This window comes from Allobosea sp. GW822-FHT05A11 (genome assembly GCF_058800455.1).
On record NZ_JBXAMI010000006.1, the window covers coordinates 299,505 to 317,622 of the forward strand.

General features: G+C 67.0%; 20 protein-coding genes. 7 read left to right on the forward strand and 13 right to left on the reverse strand.

Features of this window, described 5'->3' with window-relative positions; translation table 11 throughout:
- Positions 1-40 precede the first annotated feature (40 nt).
- A complete protein-coding gene (locus AC1RLU_RS21140) occupies positions 41-970 on the reverse strand; it encodes a glutaminase (protein ID WP_061970846.1) in 930 nt (309 codons plus the stop codon).
- 136 nt (positions 971-1,106) lie between these two features.
- Between AC1RLU_RS21140 and AC1RLU_RS21145 the strand changes: the two genes are divergently transcribed.
- Entirely contained in the window at positions 1,107-1,622 is a 516-nt protein-coding gene (locus tag AC1RLU_RS21145; RefSeq protein WP_492798023.1) for a hypothetical protein, read from the forward strand.
- Positions 1,623-1,625: 3 nt separating this feature from the next.
- Here the strand turns inward: AC1RLU_RS21145 and AC1RLU_RS21150 are convergent, their stop codons facing one another.
- From AC1RLU_RS21150 to AC1RLU_RS21160, 3 genes are all read right to left on the reverse strand, one after another.
- On the reverse strand, positions 1,626-2,819 hold the full coding sequence (locus tag AC1RLU_RS21150) for a GGDEF domain-containing protein (protein WP_492798024.1): 1,194 nt from the start codon (positions 2,817-2,819) through the stop codon (positions 1,626-1,628).
- Between the two features lie 143 nt (positions 2,820-2,962).
- Positions 2,963-3,757, reverse strand: coding sequence for a class I SAM-dependent methyltransferase (locus AC1RLU_RS21155; RefSeq protein WP_492798025.1), 795 nt, complete (start codon positions 3,755-3,757; stop codon positions 2,963-2,965).
- A 120-nt stretch (positions 3,758-3,877) separates the two neighbouring features.
- Positions 3,878-4,633: a Crp/Fnr family transcriptional regulator gene (locus AC1RLU_RS21160; protein WP_492798027.1), complete on the reverse strand. Its 756-nt coding sequence runs from the start codon at positions 4,631-4,633 to the stop codon at positions 3,878-3,880.
- A gap of 172 nt (positions 4,634-4,805) precedes the next feature.
- Between AC1RLU_RS21160 and AC1RLU_RS21165 the strand changes: the two genes are divergently transcribed.
- Positions 4,806-5,087, forward strand: coding sequence for a hypothetical protein (locus tag AC1RLU_RS21165; protein WP_082617662.1), 282 nt, complete (start codon positions 4,806-4,808; stop codon positions 5,085-5,087).
- A gap of 175 nt (positions 5,088-5,262) precedes the next feature.
- Here the strand turns inward: AC1RLU_RS21165 and AC1RLU_RS21170 are convergent, their stop codons facing one another.
- The 3 genes from AC1RLU_RS21170 to AC1RLU_RS21180 are packed head-to-tail and all read right to left on the reverse strand — an operon-like array spanning position 5,263 to position 7,737.
- Entirely contained in the window at positions 5,263-6,915 is a 1,653-nt protein-coding gene (locus AC1RLU_RS21170) for a histidine kinase dimerization/phosphoacceptor domain -containing protein (RefSeq protein ID WP_492798028.1), read from the reverse strand.
- Positions 6,915-7,529, reverse strand: coding sequence for a sigma-70 family RNA polymerase sigma factor (locus AC1RLU_RS21175; RefSeq protein ID WP_082617664.1), 615 nt, complete (start codon positions 7,527-7,529; stop codon positions 6,915-6,917). The genes AC1RLU_RS21170 and AC1RLU_RS21175 overlap by 1 nt, the downstream gene beginning before the upstream one ends.
- Complete coding sequence (locus tag AC1RLU_RS21180; RefSeq protein WP_061970855.1) at positions 7,516-7,737, reverse strand: NepR family anti-sigma factor; 222 nt, start codon at positions 7,735-7,737, stop codon at positions 7,516-7,518. The genes AC1RLU_RS21175 and AC1RLU_RS21180 overlap by 14 nt, the downstream gene beginning before the upstream one ends.
- Before the next feature lie 237 nt (positions 7,738-7,974).
- Here AC1RLU_RS21180 and AC1RLU_RS21185 point away from each other — a divergent pair, with 237 nt between their 5' ends.
- From AC1RLU_RS21185 to AC1RLU_RS21195, 3 genes are all read left to right on the forward strand, one after another.
- Positions 7,975-8,769 carry a response regulator gene (locus AC1RLU_RS21185; RefSeq protein ID WP_492798029.1) on the forward strand — a complete coding sequence of 265 codons (795 nt, stop codon included), beginning with the start codon at positions 7,975-7,977 and terminating at the stop codon, positions 8,767-8,769.
- Positions 8,770-8,910: 141 nt separating this feature from the next.
- Positions 8,911-9,075 (forward strand): hypothetical protein, encoded by a 165-nt coding sequence (locus AC1RLU_RS21190; RefSeq protein WP_162260137.1) that lies wholly within the window; start codon positions 8,911-8,913, stop codon positions 9,073-9,075.
- 233 nt (positions 9,076-9,308) lie between these two features.
- Positions 9,309-9,950 carry an extensin-like domain-containing protein gene (locus AC1RLU_RS21195; RefSeq protein ID WP_492798030.1) on the forward strand — a complete coding sequence of 214 codons (642 nt, stop codon included), beginning with the start codon at positions 9,309-9,311 and terminating at the stop codon, positions 9,948-9,950.
- 6 nt (positions 9,951-9,956) lie between these two features.
- On the opposite strand, the gene AC1RLU_RS21200 is transcribed toward AC1RLU_RS21195, so the two are convergent.
- The gene (locus AC1RLU_RS21200; protein ID WP_492798031.1) at positions 9,957-10,223 is read right to left on the reverse strand and encodes a hypothetical protein; all 267 of its coding nucleotides are present in this window, start codon (positions 10,221-10,223) and stop codon (positions 9,957-9,959) included.
- 145 nt (positions 10,224-10,368) lie between these two features.
- On the opposite strand from AC1RLU_RS21200, the gene AC1RLU_RS21205 reads away from it, so the two are divergent.
- Positions 10,369-10,803, forward strand: a complete 435-nt coding sequence (locus AC1RLU_RS21205) for a DUF992 domain-containing protein (protein WP_061970862.1) — start codon at positions 10,369-10,371, stop codon at positions 10,801-10,803.
- A 164-nt stretch (positions 10,804-10,967) separates the two neighbouring features.
- Complete coding sequence (locus tag AC1RLU_RS21210; RefSeq protein WP_091857363.1) at positions 10,968-11,348, forward strand: response regulator; 381 nt, start codon at positions 10,968-10,970, stop codon at positions 11,346-11,348.
- 10 nt (positions 11,349-11,358) lie between these two features.
- Here AC1RLU_RS21210 and AC1RLU_RS21215 read toward each other — a convergent pair whose 3' ends face one another.
- From AC1RLU_RS21215 to polA, 5 genes are all read right to left on the reverse strand, one after another.
- Positions 11,359-12,750 carry a sensor histidine kinase gene (locus AC1RLU_RS21215; protein ID WP_492798033.1) on the reverse strand — a complete coding sequence of 464 codons (1,392 nt, stop codon included), beginning with the start codon at positions 12,748-12,750 and terminating at the stop codon, positions 11,359-11,361.
- A gap of 79 nt (positions 12,751-12,829) precedes the next feature.
- A complete protein-coding gene (locus AC1RLU_RS21220; RefSeq protein WP_492798034.1) occupies positions 12,830-13,255 on the reverse strand; it encodes a hypothetical protein in 426 nt (141 codons plus the stop codon).
- A gap of 2 nt (positions 13,256-13,257) precedes the next feature.
- Complete coding sequence (locus tag AC1RLU_RS21225; protein ID WP_492798035.1) at positions 13,258-13,617, reverse strand: glycine zipper domain-containing protein; 360 nt, start codon at positions 13,615-13,617, stop codon at positions 13,258-13,260.
- A 118-nt stretch (positions 13,618-13,735) separates the two neighbouring features.
- Positions 13,736-14,869: an AI-2E family transporter gene (locus AC1RLU_RS21230; protein ID WP_492798036.1), complete on the reverse strand. Its 1,134-nt coding sequence runs from the start codon at positions 14,867-14,869 to the stop codon at positions 13,736-13,738.
- A gap of 92 nt (positions 14,870-14,961) precedes the next feature.
- A complete protein-coding gene (gene polA / locus AC1RLU_RS21235; protein ID WP_492798037.1) occupies positions 14,962-18,006 on the reverse strand; it encodes a DNA polymerase I in 3,045 nt (1,014 codons plus the stop codon).
- Positions 18,007-18,118 lie beyond the last annotated feature (112 nt).

Genomic DNA, 18,118 nt, shown 5'->3' on the forward strand with positions numbered 1-18,118 from the left:
GAGATGCTCGGGTCAGGCCCGAGCATGACGAGCCTTCTTCCTACCGCGCAAAGACCGACCAGCCCGTCGCTTCGGTCAGGCGCTCCAGCGCCAGCGTGCCGAGCAGGGAATTGCCGTTGGCATTGAGGCCGGGCGACCAGACCGCGATCGCGGCCTTGCCGGGCGCGATCGCCAAAATACCACCGCCGACGCCGGACTTGCCGGGCAGGCCGACGCGGAAGGCGAAATCACCCGAAGCGTCGTAATGGCCGCAGGTCAGCATCAGCGCGTTGATGCGCCGCGCCCGCTGGCCTGAGACGACGCGCGGCCCGCCGGGCTCGTAGAAGCCACCATGCATCAGGAAGCGCCCGGCCATGGCGAGCTGGCGACAGCTCATGGCGATGGCGCATTGGTGGAAATAGACGCCGAGCGTCAGCTCCGGCGGATGGGTGATGTTGCCGAAGGCCTTCATGTAATTGGCGAGCGCGATGTTGCGGAAGCCGGTCGCCTGCTCGGCCCGTGCCACGGCCTCGTCGATAATGATCGTGTCGTCATCGGCGAGATAGCGCATGAAGCGCAGCAGTTCGCCGATGGCGACGCGCGGCTCGTGGCCCGCGAGGTTGATATCGGCGACGACGAGCGCGCCGGCATTGATGAAGGGATTGCGCGGCACGCCCTCCTCGCGCTCGAGCTGGACGATCGAATTGAACGGCGTGCCCGAAGGCTCGCGCCCGACCCGGCGCCAGAGCGTGTCGCCGACCTTGCCGAGCGCCTGCGTCAAGGCGAAGACCTTCGAGACGCTCTGGATCGAGAAGAGCTCCTCGCTGTCGCCGGCGGCATGGATCTCGCCATCCGCCGTCACGACGCAGAGCCCGAACTGGCGGGGATCGATGCGGGCCAGCGGCGGAATATAGGTCGCGACCTCGCCGCGCTCCTCGGCGCCGCGCATCTCATCGGCGATGTCGCGGACAAGCCGCCCGATATCCGTCACGCTTCCCGCTCCGGCTGCTTCGTCTCGGCGCGACAGCCAAGCCTCAGGCCGGGCTTGCGGTCAAGCGCCGGGGAAAGCCATTGCGGCCGAAACGAAACTGCGGTGATCTGAAGCTCCGAAGCCGGAGGCCCTCAGAATGCGCCGCGCCGCCGCCGTTTCCGCCCTGCTGATCGCAGCCCTGCCGGCCACCGCCCGGCCGCTCGAAAGCGAGCTTCCTCCGAAGCAGGACGCCTGTTGGGAGCGTTCTTACGACGCGGCCCATCTCAGAGCGCATCCGCAGCAGAAGGTCGTGAAGATCCGCCTGGTCCACAAGCCCGGCAACTGGCAGGCCGAGCCGCATGCGGCGGTCTATGTCGCGCTCTATTTCAACCTGAGGCAGCGCACGACCGCGAACCGCTTTGACTACCAGCTCGGCGGCTTCTGCAAGCCGCAGGGCAAGGGCCTGCGCTGCGTGCCGGAATGGGATGCCGGAAGCTGGCGCCTGGAGAGCGGGCCGCAGGGTGCGCTCGATATCCGCAATGGCGGGATCGTCGCCAACCCGAATCCCTACGATGCGGAGGAGATCGCCGATGGCGCGGTGAAAATCCCGGCGAAACCCGATGACGGGCTCTGGCGCCTGATGCCCGCGAGCGACGCCTGCGAGATCGAATAGGCCTTACTGCAATCGCGGATGGCGCCCGCTCGAAACGCGCGCATCCAGAACGGAGCGCTGCCCGGCGATGACACAGAGCGACTTGCCGCGCGACTTCGCCTGATAGAGCGCTGCATCGGCCGCCGACATCAGGCTGTTCATGTCGCGTCCGTGCTCCGGCGCGAGCGCAATGCCGACCGACGCACCTATGGCGAGCTGGTGGCCGCTGTCGAGCTCATAGGGTTCCGAAATCTCGCGCACGATGCGTTCGCCGAAGCGCTGAAGCTGCGTCCGCTCGGTCTGCTCGGAGAGCACGACGAATTCGTCCCCGCCAATGCGCGCCGCGATATCGGAGCTGCGGACGAGGCCGCGCAAGCGCTCGGCGACGAGCTGGAGCAAGGCATCGCCCGCCATATGGCCATGATTGTCGTTGACCGCCTTGAAGCCGTCGAGGTCGAGATAGACCAGAGCAAGCCCGCGCGGCGCCGCCTCGCTCTCGAACCGTGTCGCGAAGGCCTTGGCCAGCCCGGCCCGATTGGAGAGGCCGGTGAGCACGTCATGGCGCGCGTGAAAGGCGTTCTCGCGCTCGGCCCGCATGGTCGAGATCAGCATGGCGTTCAGCTTGTAGGCCGCGACCGCCATGCTGAAGAGGTAGAAGGGGATCTGCATGAAGGTGATCAGCATGATCGGCTCGGACAGGAACGGGGCGGCGAGCACGCAAGGCCCCAGCGTCAATCCGATCATCAGGCCGGCCATGCGCGGTGCGGCGAAATTGCGGAAGCAGATACCGCCGACCATCGCGGCGGCGGAAAGGCAGGCCAGCGTGGCCACGACCCAATCGCCACTCGTCAGGCTGAGGAAGGTGCCCGCGCCGATGCCGGCTGCCCAGGCGACCCCGAGCAGGAGATAGAGATCGGTCGGCGTCGAAGCACCGCGCGCGGCCCGGCGGCGGGCGTAGATCAGGACGACCAGGCGGATGCCGCAGCAGAGCACCTCGAAGGCGCACCAGAGGGCGAATGGCAGGGTCGGGATACGCCAGGCGATCAGGAAGGAGACCGCGAGCGAATTGATGACGCCGCCGGCGAAGATCGGCAGCGTGCCGTAAAGGCTGGCGATCAGCGCGACCCGAATCTCGGGCGGGACATCCGGTCCGGCATCCGCCAGCCAGCGCGTCACGCGCCAGCGGGGCAAACTGTAACGGAGGACGGCGCCACTCATCGGCTGTTAGGCTCCTCGCAGGCAAGCAGGCCGGCAGGCACCTGATCGCGAGCGCTGCCTAACAGCGAGGTCTTACGATTTCGTGTGGAAACGACCTAAATCCACGGCACAGCACGATGACGCAGCGTCAATCATGCCAAAAATCAGCGAATTTGGCGATAAACCCAGACTCGCGCCGGTGGAATGTTGCGGAGCACCCAGTCGGATACGAAGGCCTTGAGCCCGGAGCCCTTGCGCGGAATCGGCGAGATCACCGAATAGGTGAACTGGATGAAGGGCGCGCCCTCGACCAGAAGCGGGAAAGCCTCGCGCGCCAGCGCCGATCGGGTTGCCGGCGGGCGGTTGAACAACGGCAGGCTGGAAACCAGCGCGATCGCCTTTTCCGGAAGGTGGCCTGACAGCGTTGCCGACAGAGCATAGGCGTCGCCCTGCACCACCGTCGCCCGCGGGAAGCGCTTGCGCAGCAACTCACAGAATTCGGGGCTGTATTCGACCAGAATCAGCCGGCTTTCGTCGATGCCGCGCTCGATCAGCGCTTCGGTGACCGGGCCGGTGCCGGGGCCGATCTCGATCACCGGGCCGGGCTGCTCGGGGTCGACGAAGGACGCCATGCGCCTGGCGAGAGCGGGGCTCGACGGCGTGACCGAGCCGGTCCGGCGGGGATCGTCGATCCAGGACTTGATGAAGCGCGCCTCGTCGCCGAGCTTCGCCTTGGCGTCACTGACGCGGCTCTTGAATTTCTCCGCCGTGCTGCGGACCTCGCCCTCGACCTTGTAGCGAACGGCGGCGACCTTGAGCTTCGCCTCGGCCACGCAATCGACGAGATCGGCGGCGGTAACGCGCACCTCGCCCTCGATCCGCGTCGCGACGCGGGACTGCCCGAGACGGGCGGCCAGCGAGGCGGCTCGCGTTGGGCGATGACGAATCGTCGAAGACATGACACCCCTTGAACGCCGCAGAGACGACGCGTCTGACGCAAATCACGTTACCTGCGCGGCATATGGGGTCAAGAGCTGGCTCTCGCCAAGCCTTTTCCGCATCGGTCGCAAGCAAAGCCGTCAGATCAGCGGCCTTGGCGCCGTGATCTGTTCGTAAGCCGCAGCCATCCGCGCGGTCAGGCGCGGGTTCAACAGGGTCAGCCTCCCTCCCGACAGCGCGAACAATCCTTCCCGGCGCAGGCGCGACCAGGTCTTGCTGGTATGGACGAGCGAGAGGCCGAGCGCATCGGCGAGCTGCTGCTGCGAGAGCGGAAAGGCGAAGCTGTCATCGGCGACCAGGCCGAGCGCGTCGACACGGTGATAGAGCGAGATGATCAGTGCGGCGAGGCGCTCGCCGGCGCTGCGCTGCCCGACCGAGGTGAGATTGTCGTCGATCATGCATTCCTCGCGCGAACCGAGCCAGGCCACCTCATAGGCCAGCGTCGGCATCCGCTCGAAGAGATCCCAGAGGCGCCGGCGCGGGAAGACGCAGAGCTCGACATCCGTCAGGGCCTCGATACCGTGCTCAGCAGCCGACAGCAGCGAAGCCTGCAGACCGACGAGATCCCCCGGCAGGAGGAAGTTGAGGATCTGGCGACGCCCGTCCGGCAGGGATTTGTAGCGGAAGGCCCAGCCAGAATAGAGGGTGTAGAGTTCGGCATCCTCCTGGCCGGGATGAATGATGTCGCCCCCGGCGCGCATGAACCGGTGATCGACCTTCATCGTCTGGATGAAGCGGATCTCATCATCGGTCTTGTCCCGGAAAGCCGGCTTCAGCCGCAAGGGACAGGCAAGACAGGGCGTGCCGAGGCGCCCGGGCCGGCTGACGATGTTCATGGTCGAATTGATCCCCCGATCGCCGGCAGGGAGCCGGCTTCGAGTCAACGCAGCAAGGGCGCTCCTCGTTCCGTAAAAGCCGGCTGCTCGCAACAGGCGGGAACCGAGGCGGCGTTTCCGGCGTTTCCCTCTCGAAAGCCGGTCAATCGACCGGTCAGCCCTGGAGACATCCATGCCGAAGTCCAGCCTCGCGCCGGCCATGCGCGCCATCGTCTTCTTCGGCCTCATGGGCACGGCCGTATCGGGTCTGACCCTGGGCGCCGGGCTTCAAACGCCTGATGACCAGAGCTCGACCAGCATTGCCCTCGCAAGGGGCGAGCGCGGCTATGCCGACAGCCTGCAGCTTGCCGCCGTCGACCGCGCCGACCGCTCGCGCAGCGCCGCCAAGCGCGCGATCGCCTCGCCGTCGCAGCAGGCGATGGCCGGCGGACCGGTCACGCATATCGTTCGCTGAACACCGCTGATTCCGCAAAGTCCGTCACTGCGAGCGCAGCGACGAAGCAATCCAGGGAGGCCGGGCTGAACGTCCCACCCGGCCTCCCTGGATTGTTTCGCTGCGCTCGCAATGACGGTCGAGCATCGGGCAGCCATGCGATCCACCGCAACGGCGCTCGATAAGGCCGTCGGCTTCAGGATCCGTGGGCAATCCGCCAGCGGCCGAGGCTGCGACCCTGGGGCTCCTGCGTTTGAACCGCCTCTATCTGGGTGAGCAGTCCCGCGAAGAGTCGCGGCGGCGCGCTGTGCTGGATGTCCCGATCCGCCACCAGTCCGACTTCGATCGCGGAAGCGCCGACATCCACGACCTCCACGACGATCCGGAGACCAGGGGTGCTCCGCAAGGCGCGGGATGCAACATCCGCCACGAGAAAGCCGAGCGGGATGATCCGGTCGACAGACAGCGACGCTGCGGTCTCGATCCGGCTCGCCACCCATTGGTCGCGGCCGCGGATCAGGTTGGAAATCATGGTGACGACATCGTCGAGGAAGAGGTCGACGCGGACCGGCTGCATCTCGCCGTCGGCGAGGGTGAAGCGATAGGCGGCCGAGAGCACATGCACCCGGCATTCGGCATCGGCCAAAGCCAGCCTCGCCTCGTCGCGGTGATCGCGTTTGCTGAGGCCGATATAGCTCTGCACGACCTGCAGGCTGTTCTTGACCCTGTGATGCAGCTCACGGACGAGGAAGCGGTTGTCGTCGAGTGCTGTCTGGAGGCGGCGCTGACGAATCTCCTGCTCCTCGACCATCCCGTTGAAAGCCTCCGCGACGCTGCGGATATCGCTGGGCATGCCTTCCCCGACCGAAGCCCGCACACGGTTGTTGGAGGTTCTCGACCGGGCAGCGGCCTCGATGCCGCGCAGCCAGCGCAGGCAGTGCTTGTCGATCGCCCGCATGCAGACCAGGCAGAGCAGGGCGAGCGTCAGGAGCGGAGCGAGCAGCAATACGATGAATTGCAGCCGGGCTGCCTCGACCGGCCGCTCGTCGAAGCTCGCGATGATATAGAAATCCGGCTCGGCGACCATGCGCGCGACAAAGGCGCTGTCCTCTCCGGCCCGGTTCGGCGCCACCCAGCGCGCGAACGTCTCCGGCATGCGATCCGTGCGCGGCAACCAGGACAGGTCGCGGCTGTCTCCCCGGCTGGCGATGACGCCAGCATCGCGCCCGATCAGCGCGACGTTCAGCGCCTGGCCATCTTCGCCGAGGTCGAAGACGTTCTCGAGCAGTTCGGGGGCTGTCAGGACGAGTGCCTGCTGCAATCCGCCGTTCGCCGACGGGGGGACCGATGCCAGGACGGCAAGATAGCGCTGGGCTCCGACCGTCACCTGATCGTAACGCATCCGGCCGAGATCGGCGCCGTTCCACATCCCGGTCGAAGGCCGGCCGGCCAGCTGCCGGACCATGCCCTCCAGCGCTTCGCTGGTGAGCGCGGCATCGAGCGAGCCGGTGCAGACCCGCCCATCCGCATGGCGCAGCAGAAAGGCGCGGAAGCCCCCGGCGCGCTCCATGGCCTTGGCGCCGGCATCCGGGCATCCGGCCGCATCGAGCCCAAGCTCGCTCGCCATGGTGCCAAAGGCGAGCAGCGCACGCGACGTGCCGCGATACCAGACGCGGGTGCGCACCGCAAAATCATCGACGGCGCGCGCCTGCGCCGCTTCGATCGCAACGACCGCCGACCGATAGGTGGCGTAGGCGGCGAAGGTCGAGGCGCAGGCGATCGGAACGGCGATCGCGACCAGCACAGCCAGCAGGCGGGTCCTGACCGTACTGAAACGCCGCAACCGCATCAGGAGCCAACGGGTTCGGAACCAACTCTCTGCATCGCAGCCGCACTGGTTCGGCCCGGCCCGAGATCATCGACACTGCCGATGGACAACAGTTCCGCCAGCTTCGTGCGAGCGCGATTGACCCGGCTCTTGATCGTGCCGATCGCCACGCCGCAGATCTCGGCGGCTTCCTCATAGGACAGCCCGGTGGCGCCGACCATGATCAGCACTTCGCGCTGCTCTTCCGGGAGCTTCGCCAGCGCCTTGCGGAAGTCGGCGAGATCGAGATGGCTCTCCTGGTTGCCGTGGGTCGCCATGCGCTCGGCATAGGTCCCTTCGCTGTCCTGAACCTCGCGACCGCGCTTGCGGTACAACGAGTAATAGGTGTTGCGCAGGATGGTGAAGAGCCAGGCGCGCAGGCTGGTACCGGGTTCGAACTTGTCCGAATTGCCCCAGGCCTTCAGCAGCGTGTCCTGCACGAGGTCGTCGGCCAGTTGCATGGAGCCAGAGAGCGAGGCGGCGAAAGCGCGCAGATTGGGAATCTCGCGGATCAGCCCGTCCTTGAAGTCTTCGGTCCTGCGTTCCCGCGCCAGCGCCTCGGTCTGGTTCGCGGGCGCAATATCACTGGGACTCATCGCGCGACACTCCAGCTGCACGCTGCTCGGTCGCCTCAAGCTGCGCGAGCAGCACGAGAAACTTGTCGGGCACGGGCGCGTTCACGATGTCGTCGTAATGGGCCTTGAGGGAGCGGCCTATTGATTCCTGCACCTTCGGATCCAGAACCAGTTCGAAACCTTCGTCGGGATCGTCCGGTTCAGTCATCGCTGCGTCCAACCTGCTCATGTCAGCCCTCGTGCCACCATCGGGCCAGCTTTTCCAGCCGGTCCCGCATCTCAAAATCCTGCCGTCCCTGGTCTTGCCATTGCTTGCCGACGATGCCGAAGCCACGTCGCGATAGCGACACCAATACGCCATAACAACAGGTACCCCGATCAAAGGTTCCATGTCCCGGCAAAAATAAAATCCTTGTTTCCCGCGCGTCCTAAGCCATTATTCCGGCACGCTAAAAGGGACGCGTTCATGTCGATTGCAAAAGAAATTGCGCCTCATCTTCCATATCTGCGCCGCTTTGCGCGGGCGCTCTGCGGCAGCCAGCCAAGCGGCGACACCTATGTCGTCGCCATGCTGGAAGCCCTGGTCGCCGACCCCTCGGGATTCCCGCGCGACATCGATCCGCGCATCGGCCTGTACAAGACCTTCCTCAAGCTATGGTCCTCGGCCAGCGTCGATGCAGCCGCCCCGGTCGTCGAGCTGTCGCGCGCGCCGGCCGAGCGCAATCTCGAGGCGCTGACCCCCCGCCCGCGCCAGGCCTTCCTGCTGCGGACGGTGGAAGGCTTCCCGCTCGACGACGTCGCCAGGATCATGGACATCACGGCGGCGGATGCCTCCACGCTGATTCAGACCGCCGGTCAGGAAATCGCCGAGCAGGTCGCGACCGAGGTGCTGATCATCGAGGACGAGCCGATCATCGCGCTCGACATCGAGACGATGGTCGAGGAGCTCGGCCACACCGTCACCGGCGTCGCCCGCACCCAGCGCGAGGCGATCGCGCTCGTCGCCAAGAAGCGGCCCGGCCTCGTGCTCGCCGACATCCAGCTCGCCGATGGCAGTTCTGGCCTCGATGCCGTCAACGAGATCCTGTCGACGATCGACGTGCCGGTGATCTTCATCACCGCCTATCCCGAGCGCCTCCTCACCGGCGACCGGCCGGAGCCGGCCTTCCTGATCACCAAGCCGTTCCAGCCGGAAGCCGTGAAGGCCGCGATCAGCCAGGCCCTGTTCTTCGACCGCCGCGCCGGCCGCAAGGCCGCCTGACGCTTCGATCCCATTCGAAGACGATCGAGGCCCGCGGCTTACCTCTGCGGGCCTTTTTTCTTGCCAACCGGGAACCCGTGCGGAGATGATGCGTTCCGCGTGGAATGACAGTTTCGTTTGCAGTTGGGGAGGGCGTGGATCATGGCGACGACCTGCTTCTCGGCCGCTATCGCGGCGTTATCGATCGGGGCTGCATTGTTCACCGGGATCGTGCAACCGGGAGCGCCGAGCGCGGAAATCCTGTCGCTCGCGCTGGCCGGCCTGACCGGCATCACGATCGCCAGCGCTTCGGCCCTGGACAGCTAGCCGGCTCTCCGCCCCGCTTCCGCCCGACGCCCTCCCCGGCCCTCCACAAGGCGCGCCGGGCAAGGCGGAGCCTTGCGACCGCACTGGTTGCCATCGGCCTGTGCCTCATGCCGGGCCTGGGCATGGCTGGCCCGGTCACGGCACCGTTCTCCGGGCAGCGACCGCCGCCGCGACCGCCTGAATTGCGCCCATCCATGCCCGACGGAGCTGGAAAAGCCGGAACGCGGAGCGCAGTGCCTGCCCCCTCCGCAGTGCCCGCTCCTGCCAAGGCCGACAGCGCGGCTTCACCGGCTGGGCAGAGTTCGTGCCTCTCGGCCCTGGCCGCCATTCCCGGCAACCGGGTCACGCCCTCCGCCCCCGCCTCACAGAATGGCGATCCGGCCTGCCGGGTCAGCGACCCCGTCCGGGTCGAGGCCCTCGCCATCAGGGGGCCGGACGGAGCTACAGCCGTGTCCTTCGAGCCGCCGCCCCTGCTGAGCTGCGCCATGGCCAGGACGCTGGCCGATTGGCTCGACCGCAGTGTCCAGCCCTTGGCGCGCGGGCATTTCGAGCGCGATCTGGTGAGCCTGCGGGTCGGCGGGGGCCATGAATGCCGGCGACGAAACCGGGCGACGGCCGGGCCGGTCAGCGAGCATGCCACCGGCCAGGCGCTGGATATCTTCGCCTTCAAGCTGGGGAATGCAAAAGACGGGTTGCAGGTCGTGGTCGAGAAGCCGAAGGGCCTGGCCGAGAACCGCTTTCTCGACGCCGTCCGGCAGGCGGCCTGCGGTGCCTTCATGACCACGCTGGGGCCGGGCTCGGACGCGGCCCATGCCAATCACCTGCATGTCGATATTCAGGAGCGCCGCTCGCGCGCCTCCCGCTTCTGCCAGTAGCCGAATTCAGTGAGAGAGATCGCCCGGCCCGAAACGCAGCAGCAGGCTCTGCCCTTCAGGGACCGCAGCGCCGGCGCCGACAAGTCGAGGACCGCTGCGCCGCGCCGCCATCACCGCAAGTGCCGCCGCGCGATCGAGCCCCGTGGCAAGAAGGTCCTCGAGTTCCCAGAATGGCGGCAGCGCCGCCGGGAAATCCGGATCGATTATTGTGGGGGTTTCTCCCCGGGGACGACTCACTGACATCGACATTCCCATGCCAAGATGAAACGCCAACGCTACAAACTCGTCACGGTTCCCTAACGTGGAACTGTGGGTTTCTTGGGGCGTTCGTCCCGCCAGTTCACCAGGAGCATTCGCGATGAGCCGAGGGCATTCCCGATCCTGCCTAGCCGCCCTCGCCTTCGCCGGCCTCATAGGAATGCATGAGCCCGCGGCGGCGCAGATCGCGGGCCCGCCGACGGGCCGCCTGTCCTGCACCGTGGGCAGCAATTTCGCCGCCATCGTCAAGTCGCAGCGCCCGACCGAATGCCGCTTCAGGCCGCGTCGCGGACCGACGCAGCATTATACGGGGATCGTCCGCAGCTTCAGCCTCGGCCTCGGTTCGGTCAGGAGCGCGGCCATGGTCTGGCGCGTCTACGGACCCTATGCGCGCGCGCCGCTGGGCGCGCTGAGCGGGTCCTACAAGAGCGGCAGCACGACCGCTCCGTCCACGGCCAGCAATGCGCTCTCGGGCGGCAAGGACAATGAGGCGACGCTGCTGCCGCTGCCGTTTCAGGGCAATCGCGGCATCAATGTCGCTGTCGGTGTCACCGCTCTCGACTTGACGCTTGTCGCTCCGGGGCGGCGGCGCTGAAGCCGCGAAGAAGAGACAGGATTACCTTTTGCTAACCTTGACGGCTCAAAATCGACTCAAATCCCGTGCTTTCGGCCATGATAGGGCGCCAGAGCAGGAACATCGCCAGTCCTGTTACGTTGAGATCGCGTAACAGAGATTGCAGTGAGTGAGAGAGCCGGTCGATGGCTGATATCCGCGTACTCATCGTCGAGGACGACCCGTTCATCGCGATGGACATCGAAAGCGCCGTGGCCGATCAGCTCGGCGACGATGTCGAGCTGATCGTCGTCGGCTCCGTGGCGGAAGCCCGGCGCATGACCGCAAAGCAGCTCGCCTGCGCCCTGCTCGACATCGATGTCGTCGGCGGCAAGACCTTCGATGTCGCGAGCGTCCTGCAGGAAATCGGCACGCCCTTCGCCTTCGTCTCGGGTTCGGCGCCGCAGGAGGTGCCCGCGGCGCTTCGCAACGTCCGCTTCCTGCGCAAGCCATTCTCGACGCGCGAGGTCGCAGCCTTCGTGAAAAGCGCTGTCGGCGCACTCGACCTCAAGGCCATGCCAGGCTGATGCCCGCGCGTCAGGCCTGAGCCGGAAGAGCTTCCCGCTTCGGAAAGACGATCGTCACCCGCGTACCCGTACGCCCGGCCTGTTCGGGATGAGCCGGCTCGGTGTTCAGGGTCGCGCGCATGCTGCGCAGCAGGCTGGCGATCACGGTCTGGCCGAGGCCCTTGCTTGCGGTTTCCGCGGGCATGCCGACGCCGTCATCCTCGATCGACATGGCAAGGGCGGGCTCCCCTTCGTTCTCCGTCGGAGCGAAGCGGATGACGATCCGTCCCGCCATGCCGTCGGGAAAGGCGTGCTTGATGGCATTGGTGACGAGTTCGTTGACGATCACGACGAAGGACACGGCATCGCGGCCCGGCAGGCGAATCGATTCCATATCGAGCTCGATCCGGATCGGCCGGCCCTCGGCCGTCTTGCCGATCTCGGCGAGCAGATCCTCCATATAGGGCCGCGCATCGATCTCGTCGGTCTCGATATCCAGCCGCAGGCGCCTCTGGCCGGCCGCGATCGCCTGGATGCGCGACTGGGCCTGCGCCAGCGCCGTCTTGACCGCAGGCTCGCGCGCCTGCCGGCTCTGCACGTTGAGCAGCGCCGAGACCATGGCGAGGTTATTGCCGACCCGGTGATTGACGTCGCGCAGCAGCGCCTCGATGCGCAGGCGCTCGCTTTCGAGCTGGCGGGTGCGCTCGCTCACGATCTGCTCGAGCTCGGCATTGCTGATCGCCAGCGCATTGCTGCGGCGCTGGCGGCGGCGCAATTGCTGCCAGGCGGCGAAAGCCAGACCCGCCAGCGCGACGACGATGCCGGTGCTGCCCCAGAGGCGGCGGCGTTCTTCCCGGCTGTAGAGCGATCTCAGCCGGACATTCTCGCTCTGCTGGATCGCCTGCACGGTTTCGCGCAGCCGGTCCATCGCTGCGATACCACCCTCGCTCCTGACCAGCGCCAGCGCCTCCGGCCTGCGGCCCGCCCGCTCCAGCGCGATCGTCCGGTCGAGCTCCGCGAATTTCACGCCCATGTCCGCGCGCAGCTTCGCGACCCGCTCCTTCTGAAGGGGATCGGCATCGACGAGCGCCGCGAGGATGTCGAGCTCAGGCCCGGCAGCGCCCCTGCCCTCGGTGAAGGGGTCGAGATAATCGGCCTCCCCGGTCAGCAGGAAGCCGCGCTGCCCGGTCTCGGCATCGCGCATCCGGCCGAGGAAGCGCTCGGCCCGCTCGCGGATCTCGATCGCGTGGGAAACACGGTCCGCCGTCTGCCGCGCCTGCTGGTTGATCCAGGCGGCCAGCACGACCGCAACCGCAACCACCCCGATCGCGATGATCGTGGTCGTCGCCGAGCGAAGGCGCGCGCCGAAGACCGGAAAAGCCGGTATCGGAAAGCGGCTGCGGGGCCTCACCTGAGCAGACATGCAAATCTTGTTACGGGACGCATGCCGACATCCCTATGTAAAAAGACATGCCCCGTCCATGTCGCCGATCGGCGCGGAATCAGGCTTCCCCATCGTCATCCGCGCCGCCCGCAACGATCTGGCGGCCCAGAATCGCACCGAGAACGACGATGCCGCCGGCGGCCGCCATCCGCCAGCTCAGGCGCGAGCCGATGAGCTTGGCGGCCAGCGGAGCAGCGGCCAGAGCCGCGGTTGCGGCCGGGCGCGGCGGCCGGCGGCGGTTCTTGACGATCACCGCCATGCCCAGCGCCAGCAAGGCCGCGAGGAAAAGGCCACCGGCAACCCAGAGGCTGGCGGCGACCGCGCCATAGCGCAGCGCCAGGACGGTATGCAGCGCGTTCAACGCATAGCCGCCGGCGCAGAGCATCAGCAGCGCGGCAAGGCCGAACAGGCCGTAGACGGTGACATTGCGCCTCACCACCCCGGAGACCTCCGAGGTGATGAAGGATCCGATCCCCCCGAACATGATCAGCGCGCCGACAGGAAGCCGACGAACAGGCCGACCGCCGCCGCGAGCCCCAGCGCACGCAGCGGCCGCTCGCGGATTTCCGCCTCGATCAGCTGCTGCAATTCGGTGGCCTGCTCCTTGGCGACGTCGACCATCTTGTCGGTGTCGACGCCGACGGCGCGCAGGCGCTCGCTCACGGTGGCGGCGATATCCTCTGCGCTGCGCGTCAGGGTATCCTCCAATGCGCTCGCCTGGCGCCTGGCGCGGGCTCCGGCCTGGCGCGCTTCCGCCGCGACATCCTCGGCGCCGGCCTCGACCTCGGCCTTCGCACGCTTGGCGGCGGCGGCAGCCTGACGTTTCGCAGATGTCGTGGTGGCCATGGCGGTATCGTCCTGTCGCTGATGGAAATTCGGATGGTGGCGAGGAGACGCGGCAGCCGCAAGGGCCACCACATGATCGGGCAACGCAGCCGCTCCCGTTCTGTTCCGGGCGCGGCGCTCAGGCAGCCTCGGCTTCGCCGGCCGGTTCGGCATCCTCGCTGGCCTTCTCGCGGCGATAACGCGCGAATTCCTCCTGCGCCACCATGGCGACGATCACGATCGGCGTCGAGAGCACCGCGCCGACCGGGCCCCAGAGCCAAAGCCAGAAGATGAAGGCGATGAAGACGAGGAAAGGCGAGATCGTCAATCGGTTGCCGACGAAGACCGGCGTGACCGCGTTGCCCTCGATCAGGTGCAGGACATAATAGGCCGCCGCCGGCCAGAGCGCCGCGAGGATCGAGGGCGCATCGAGCAGCGCGCCGGCCAGAAGCATGATCGCGACGATGATCGGACCGATGAAGGCGAGATAGTTGAGCAGGAAGGCGAGCGCCCCCCAGAACACCGGGAAGGGCAGGCCGGCGACCCAGGCGATCGCCATGGTGAGAACGCCCATGCCGAAATTGATCATCGTCACCAGCGCGAAATAGCGCGCCACCCGCGACTCGATCTCCTCGAAGAAGGAGCCGGCCGAGCGGCGCGCGCCGCGGCCGAGGCAGAGCCGGAGCACCCGCGCCTTGAGATGACGGCGCGTCGCCAGCCAGAAATAGATCGTCGCGACGAAGATCAGCATGCCGCCCGCAGCCGCCGAGGAGGTCAGAGCGATGTCGAAGAGCGGATTGCCCTGGGAAACGCTGAGTTCGGCGCCCTTGCCGGTGATCGAGGCGATGCCGCGCTTGAACTCGTCCATGAAGGCGAAGACGCCGGCGAGCTTGCCCTGCAGGGCCGCCATCATCGCCGGAGCCTGATCGCTCCAGCCGGCAACGGGCACGGCGAGGATCGCGATCGCGCCGAAGAGCAGGCCGATGAAGAGCAGCACCACCAGCGCCGCCGCCGCGTGCTGCGGCACCCGGTGGCGCGCCAGAACGTCGACGAGCGGCCCGAGCACGAGCCCGAAGATGACGCCTGCCGTGACCGGCATGGCGATGACCTTGGTCAGGGAGAGCGCAGTCGTCGCCAGGATGACGAAAATGCCGACGATGGCGTAGCGGACGATGAGGTCATGCTCATGGGCCGTGACCTCTGCCCCGTCCTCGACCGATTCAGGCTCCGCCATGTAGCGCGGAAACGGCCGCCAGGCCGATGAGCTGAGCATGGGATGCATCCAACGCGCGAACCGCGCCCCCCTGGCGCGTCGGCAGGATCAACGCGGGAAGGATCGGCCGGGTTCCGGTTGGTCAGAGGCTACTAGTGAGCCTCGTCCCAGTTGCCGGCGGCGCGGGCTTCGACCGCGAGCGGCACCCTGAGCTGCACGGCCGGGTGCGGTGCCTCCACCATGACCTTCTCGATGATCGGCAGGGTCTTCTCGACCTCGGCCTCCGGCACTTCGAAGACGAGCTCGTCATGGACCTGCAGCAGCATGCGGGCGCCCAGTCGATTGGCGGCGAGCGCCGCATCCATGCGGGTCATCGCCCGGCGGATGATGTCGGCGGCCGAGCCCTGGATCGGTGCGTTTATCGCCTGGCGCTCGACGAAGGCGCGCTCGGACGGATTCTTCGAGGCGACCGCGGGGAAATGGCAGACGCGGCCGAAGATCGTGGTGACCTGAGCATGGGCGCGCACATGGGTCTTGGTCTGGTCCATGTAGTCACGGATACCGGGGAAGCGCTCGAAATACTTGCGGATATAGGCGCTGGCCTCCTCGCGGCCGATGCCGAGCTGGTTGGCGAGGCCGAAGGCCGAAATGCCATAGATGATGCCGAAATTGATCGCCTTGGCGCGGCGGCGCACCTCGCTCGGCATGCCCTGGACCGGCACCCCGAACATCTCGGACGCCGTCATTGCATGGATGTCGATACCATCGGCAAAGGCCTGCCGGAGCTGCGGGATCTCGGCGATATGGGCGAGCAGGCGCAATTCGATCTGGCTGTAATCGGCCGAGACCAGCTTGAAGCCCTTCTCGGGCACGAAGGCGGTGCGGATCTTGCGGCCAGCCTCGGTGCGGATCGGGATGTTCTGGAGGTTGGGCTCGGAGGAGGAGAGCCGGCCCGTCGTCGTCGCCGCCAGCGCATAGGAGGTGTGGACCCGGTTCGTCTGCGGATTCACGTAGCCCGGCAGTGAATCGGTATAGGTCGATTTCAGCTTGGCGAGCTGGCGCCATTCCAGAATCTTGGATGGCAGCGCGTGGCCCTGCTCGGCGAGCTCTTCGAGCACGCCGGCACCCGTCGCCCATTGCCCGGTCGCGGTCTTCTTGGCGCCTTCGAGCCCCATCTTGCCGAACAGGATGTCGCCGAGCTGCTTCGGGCTGCCGATGGTGAATTTCTCGCCGGCGAGCTCGTAGATCTCGTCCTCCAGCCGGGCCAGCCCCTGCGCGAAATCGCCGGAGAGGCGGGAGAGGATCTGCCGGTCGATGGCGATGCCGCGCCGCTCCATCCGCGCCAGGACCTCGACCATCGGCCGTTCCAGCACCTCGTAGACCGCGGTCTTCTTCTCGGCGGCGAGGCGTGGCTTCAGCGTAAGCCAGAGCCGGAGCGTGACGTCGGCATCCTCGGCGGCGTAGTCGGTCGCCTTGTCGAGCGGCACCTTGTCGAAGGTGATCTGGTTCTTGCCGGTGCCGGCGACCTGCGCATACGGAATCGTCTCGTGGCCGAGATGCAGTTCCGAGAGCTTGTCCATGCCGTGGCTGTTGCTGCCGGCATCGAGCGCGTAGGAGATCAGCATGGTGTCCTCGACCGGGGACACGCTCAGGCCATGGCGCTCCAGTACCAGCAGGTCGTATTTCAGGTTCTGGCCGATCTTGAGCACGCCGGCATCGGCGAGCAGCGGCTTCAGGGCGGCGACCGCCTGCGTCAGCGGAATCTGGTCGGCCAGCAGGCCTTCGTCGAAGAGCCCGCCATCGCCGGCGCGATGCTGCAGCGGGATGTAGCAGGCCCGGCCGGGCGCGACCGCGAGCGAGATGCCGACGAGATCGGCCTGCATGGCGTCGAGCGAGTTGGTCTCGGTGTCGAGAGCGACATGGCCGACCTCGGAAGCCCAGCCGATCCAGCGCTCGAGATCGGCGAGCGTGCGCACGCATTCGTATTTCGAGCGATCGATCTTGCCGGCGATCGCCTCGTTCTTGCGGGCGCCAGCGAGATCGGCCGGCTTCAGCCAGCCGTCTTCGCCAGCAGGGGCGCCTGCAACAGCGGCAGCAGGCGCAGGAGATGTCGCAAGAGCCAAGCCGGGAGCCGCATCCTCGGCGGCATCGGCACCGACATAGAGCGCCTTCAGCTCCGCCGCGCGCGCGCCGCCCGGAGCCAGCTCCGGATCGGCATCGACGGCGCCGACATCGGCCTCATAGGCCTCGGCGACGCGCTTGGTGATGGTGGTGAACTCCATCGCCTTGAGGAAGGCGATAAGCTTCGCCGGATCGGGCTGCTCCAGCGTCAGGTTCTCCAGCGGCGTCTCGACCTTCACGTCGTCGACGAGGCTGACGAGCTTGTGGGAGATGCGGACCTTCTCGATCACCTCGGGATTGGTCAGCGTCTCCCGGCGCTTCGGCTGCTTGATCTCGCCGGCGCGCGCCAGCAGGGTTTCGAGATCGCCGTATTCGCCGATGAGCTGGGCCGCCGTCTTGATGCCGATGCCCGGCGCGCCCGGCACGTTGTCGGTGGCGTCGCCGGCCAGCGCCTGCACGTCGGTGACCTTCTCGGGCATGACGCCGAAATACTCGACGACCTCGGGCTCGCCGATGCGGCGCTCGGCCCGGAAGCCGGCGCCCTTCTTCTGGTCGCCGGAGGCGGGATCGTACATCGCGACGCCCGGCTTGACGAGCTGCATCAGGTCCTTGTCGGCGGAAACGATCAGCACGTCGGCGCCGGCCTCGCGGGCCTGTTTCGCATAGGTCGCGATCAGGTCGTCGGCCTCGTAGACATCCTGCTCGACCGGGATCAGGCCGAAGGCGCGCACCGCCTCGCGCATCAGCGGGAACTGGGGAATGAGATCGGGCGGCGGATCGGAGCGGTTGCCCTTGTAGGCCGGATAGATCGCCTTGCGGAACGAGTTCTCCGACTTGTCGAAGACGATGGCGAGATGGGTCGGCCGGACGCCGAGCACGCCCTCGCGCACGAACTGGAAGAGCTTCGTCGCGAACAGCCGAACCGCACCCGAGGGCAGCCCGTCCGAGCGGGCATTGTATTTCCGGTCCTGGTTGATCGACTGGAAATAGGCCCGGAAGATGAAGTTCGAGCCGTCGACCAGGAAGAGGTGGTCGCCGGGCTTCAGGGCGGGGGCGGTCGTGGTTGTCTCGCTCATGGCGCGGACCATAAGCGGGCGGGCGCGAGCGGTCCATGGGCTGCGCGGCGGCGGGTGCTCAAAGCTGTCAGGAATGAGAGGCCCCGCCGGAATCGCGGCGTCATGCGCGCCC

Excerpts from the sequence above, each read along its gene's own strand:
- AC1RLU_RS21145 (WP_492798023.1), top strand. The coding sequence starts at position 1,107 with ATGCGCCGCGCCGCCGCCGTTTCCGCCCTGCTGATCGCAGCCCTGCCG.
- AC1RLU_RS21150 (WP_492798024.1), bottom strand. The coding sequence starts at position 2,819 with ATGAGTGGCGCCGTCCTCCGTTACAGTTTGCCCCGCTGGCGCGTGACG.
- AC1RLU_RS21155 (WP_492798025.1), bottom strand. The coding sequence starts at position 3,757 with ATGTCTTCGACGATTCGTCATCGCCCAACGCGAGCCGCCTCGCTGGCC.
- AC1RLU_RS21160 (WP_492798027.1), bottom strand. The coding sequence starts at position 4,633 with ATGAACATCGTCAGCCGGCCCGGGCGCCTCGGCACGCCCTGTCTTGCC.
- AC1RLU_RS21165 (WP_082617662.1), top strand. The coding sequence starts at position 4,806 with ATGCCGAAGTCCAGCCTCGCGCCGGCCATGCGCGCCATCGTCTTCTTC.
- AC1RLU_RS21170 (WP_492798028.1), bottom strand. The coding sequence starts at position 6,915 with ATGCGGTTGCGGCGTTTCAGTACGGTCAGGACCCGCCTGCTGGCTGTG.
- AC1RLU_RS21175 (WP_082617664.1), bottom strand. The coding sequence starts at position 7,529 with ATGAGTCCCAGTGATATTGCGCCCGCGAACCAGACCGAGGCGCTGGCG.
- AC1RLU_RS21180 (WP_061970855.1), bottom strand. The coding sequence starts at position 7,737 with ATGAGCAGGTTGGACGCAGCGATGACTGAACCGGACGATCCCGACGAA.
- AC1RLU_RS21185 (WP_492798029.1), top strand. The coding sequence starts at position 7,975 with ATGTCGATTGCAAAAGAAATTGCGCCTCATCTTCCATATCTGCGCCGC.
- AC1RLU_RS21190 (WP_162260137.1), top strand. The coding sequence starts at position 8,911 with ATGGCGACGACCTGCTTCTCGGCCGCTATCGCGGCGTTATCGATCGGG.
- AC1RLU_RS21205 (WP_061970862.1), top strand. The coding sequence starts at position 10,369 with ATGCATGAGCCCGCGGCGGCGCAGATCGCGGGCCCGCCGACGGGCCGC.
- AC1RLU_RS21210 (WP_091857363.1), top strand. The coding sequence starts at position 10,968 with ATGGCTGATATCCGCGTACTCATCGTCGAGGACGACCCGTTCATCGCG.
- AC1RLU_RS21215 (WP_492798033.1), bottom strand. The coding sequence starts at position 12,750 with ATGTCTGCTCAGGTGAGGCCCCGCAGCCGCTTTCCGATACCGGCTTTT.
- AC1RLU_RS21220 (WP_492798034.1), bottom strand. The coding sequence starts at position 13,255 with ATGTTCGGGGGGATCGGATCCTTCATCACCTCGGAGGTCTCCGGGGTG.
- AC1RLU_RS21225 (WP_492798035.1), bottom strand. The coding sequence starts at position 13,617 with ATGGCCACCACGACATCTGCGAAACGTCAGGCTGCCGCCGCCGCCAAG.
- AC1RLU_RS21230 (WP_492798036.1), bottom strand. The coding sequence starts at position 14,869 with ATGCTCAGCTCATCGGCCTGGCGGCCGTTTCCGCGCTACATGGCGGAG.
- polA (WP_492798037.1), bottom strand. The coding sequence starts at position 18,006 with ATGAGCGAGACAACCACGACCGCCCCCGCCCTGAAGCCCGGCGACCAC.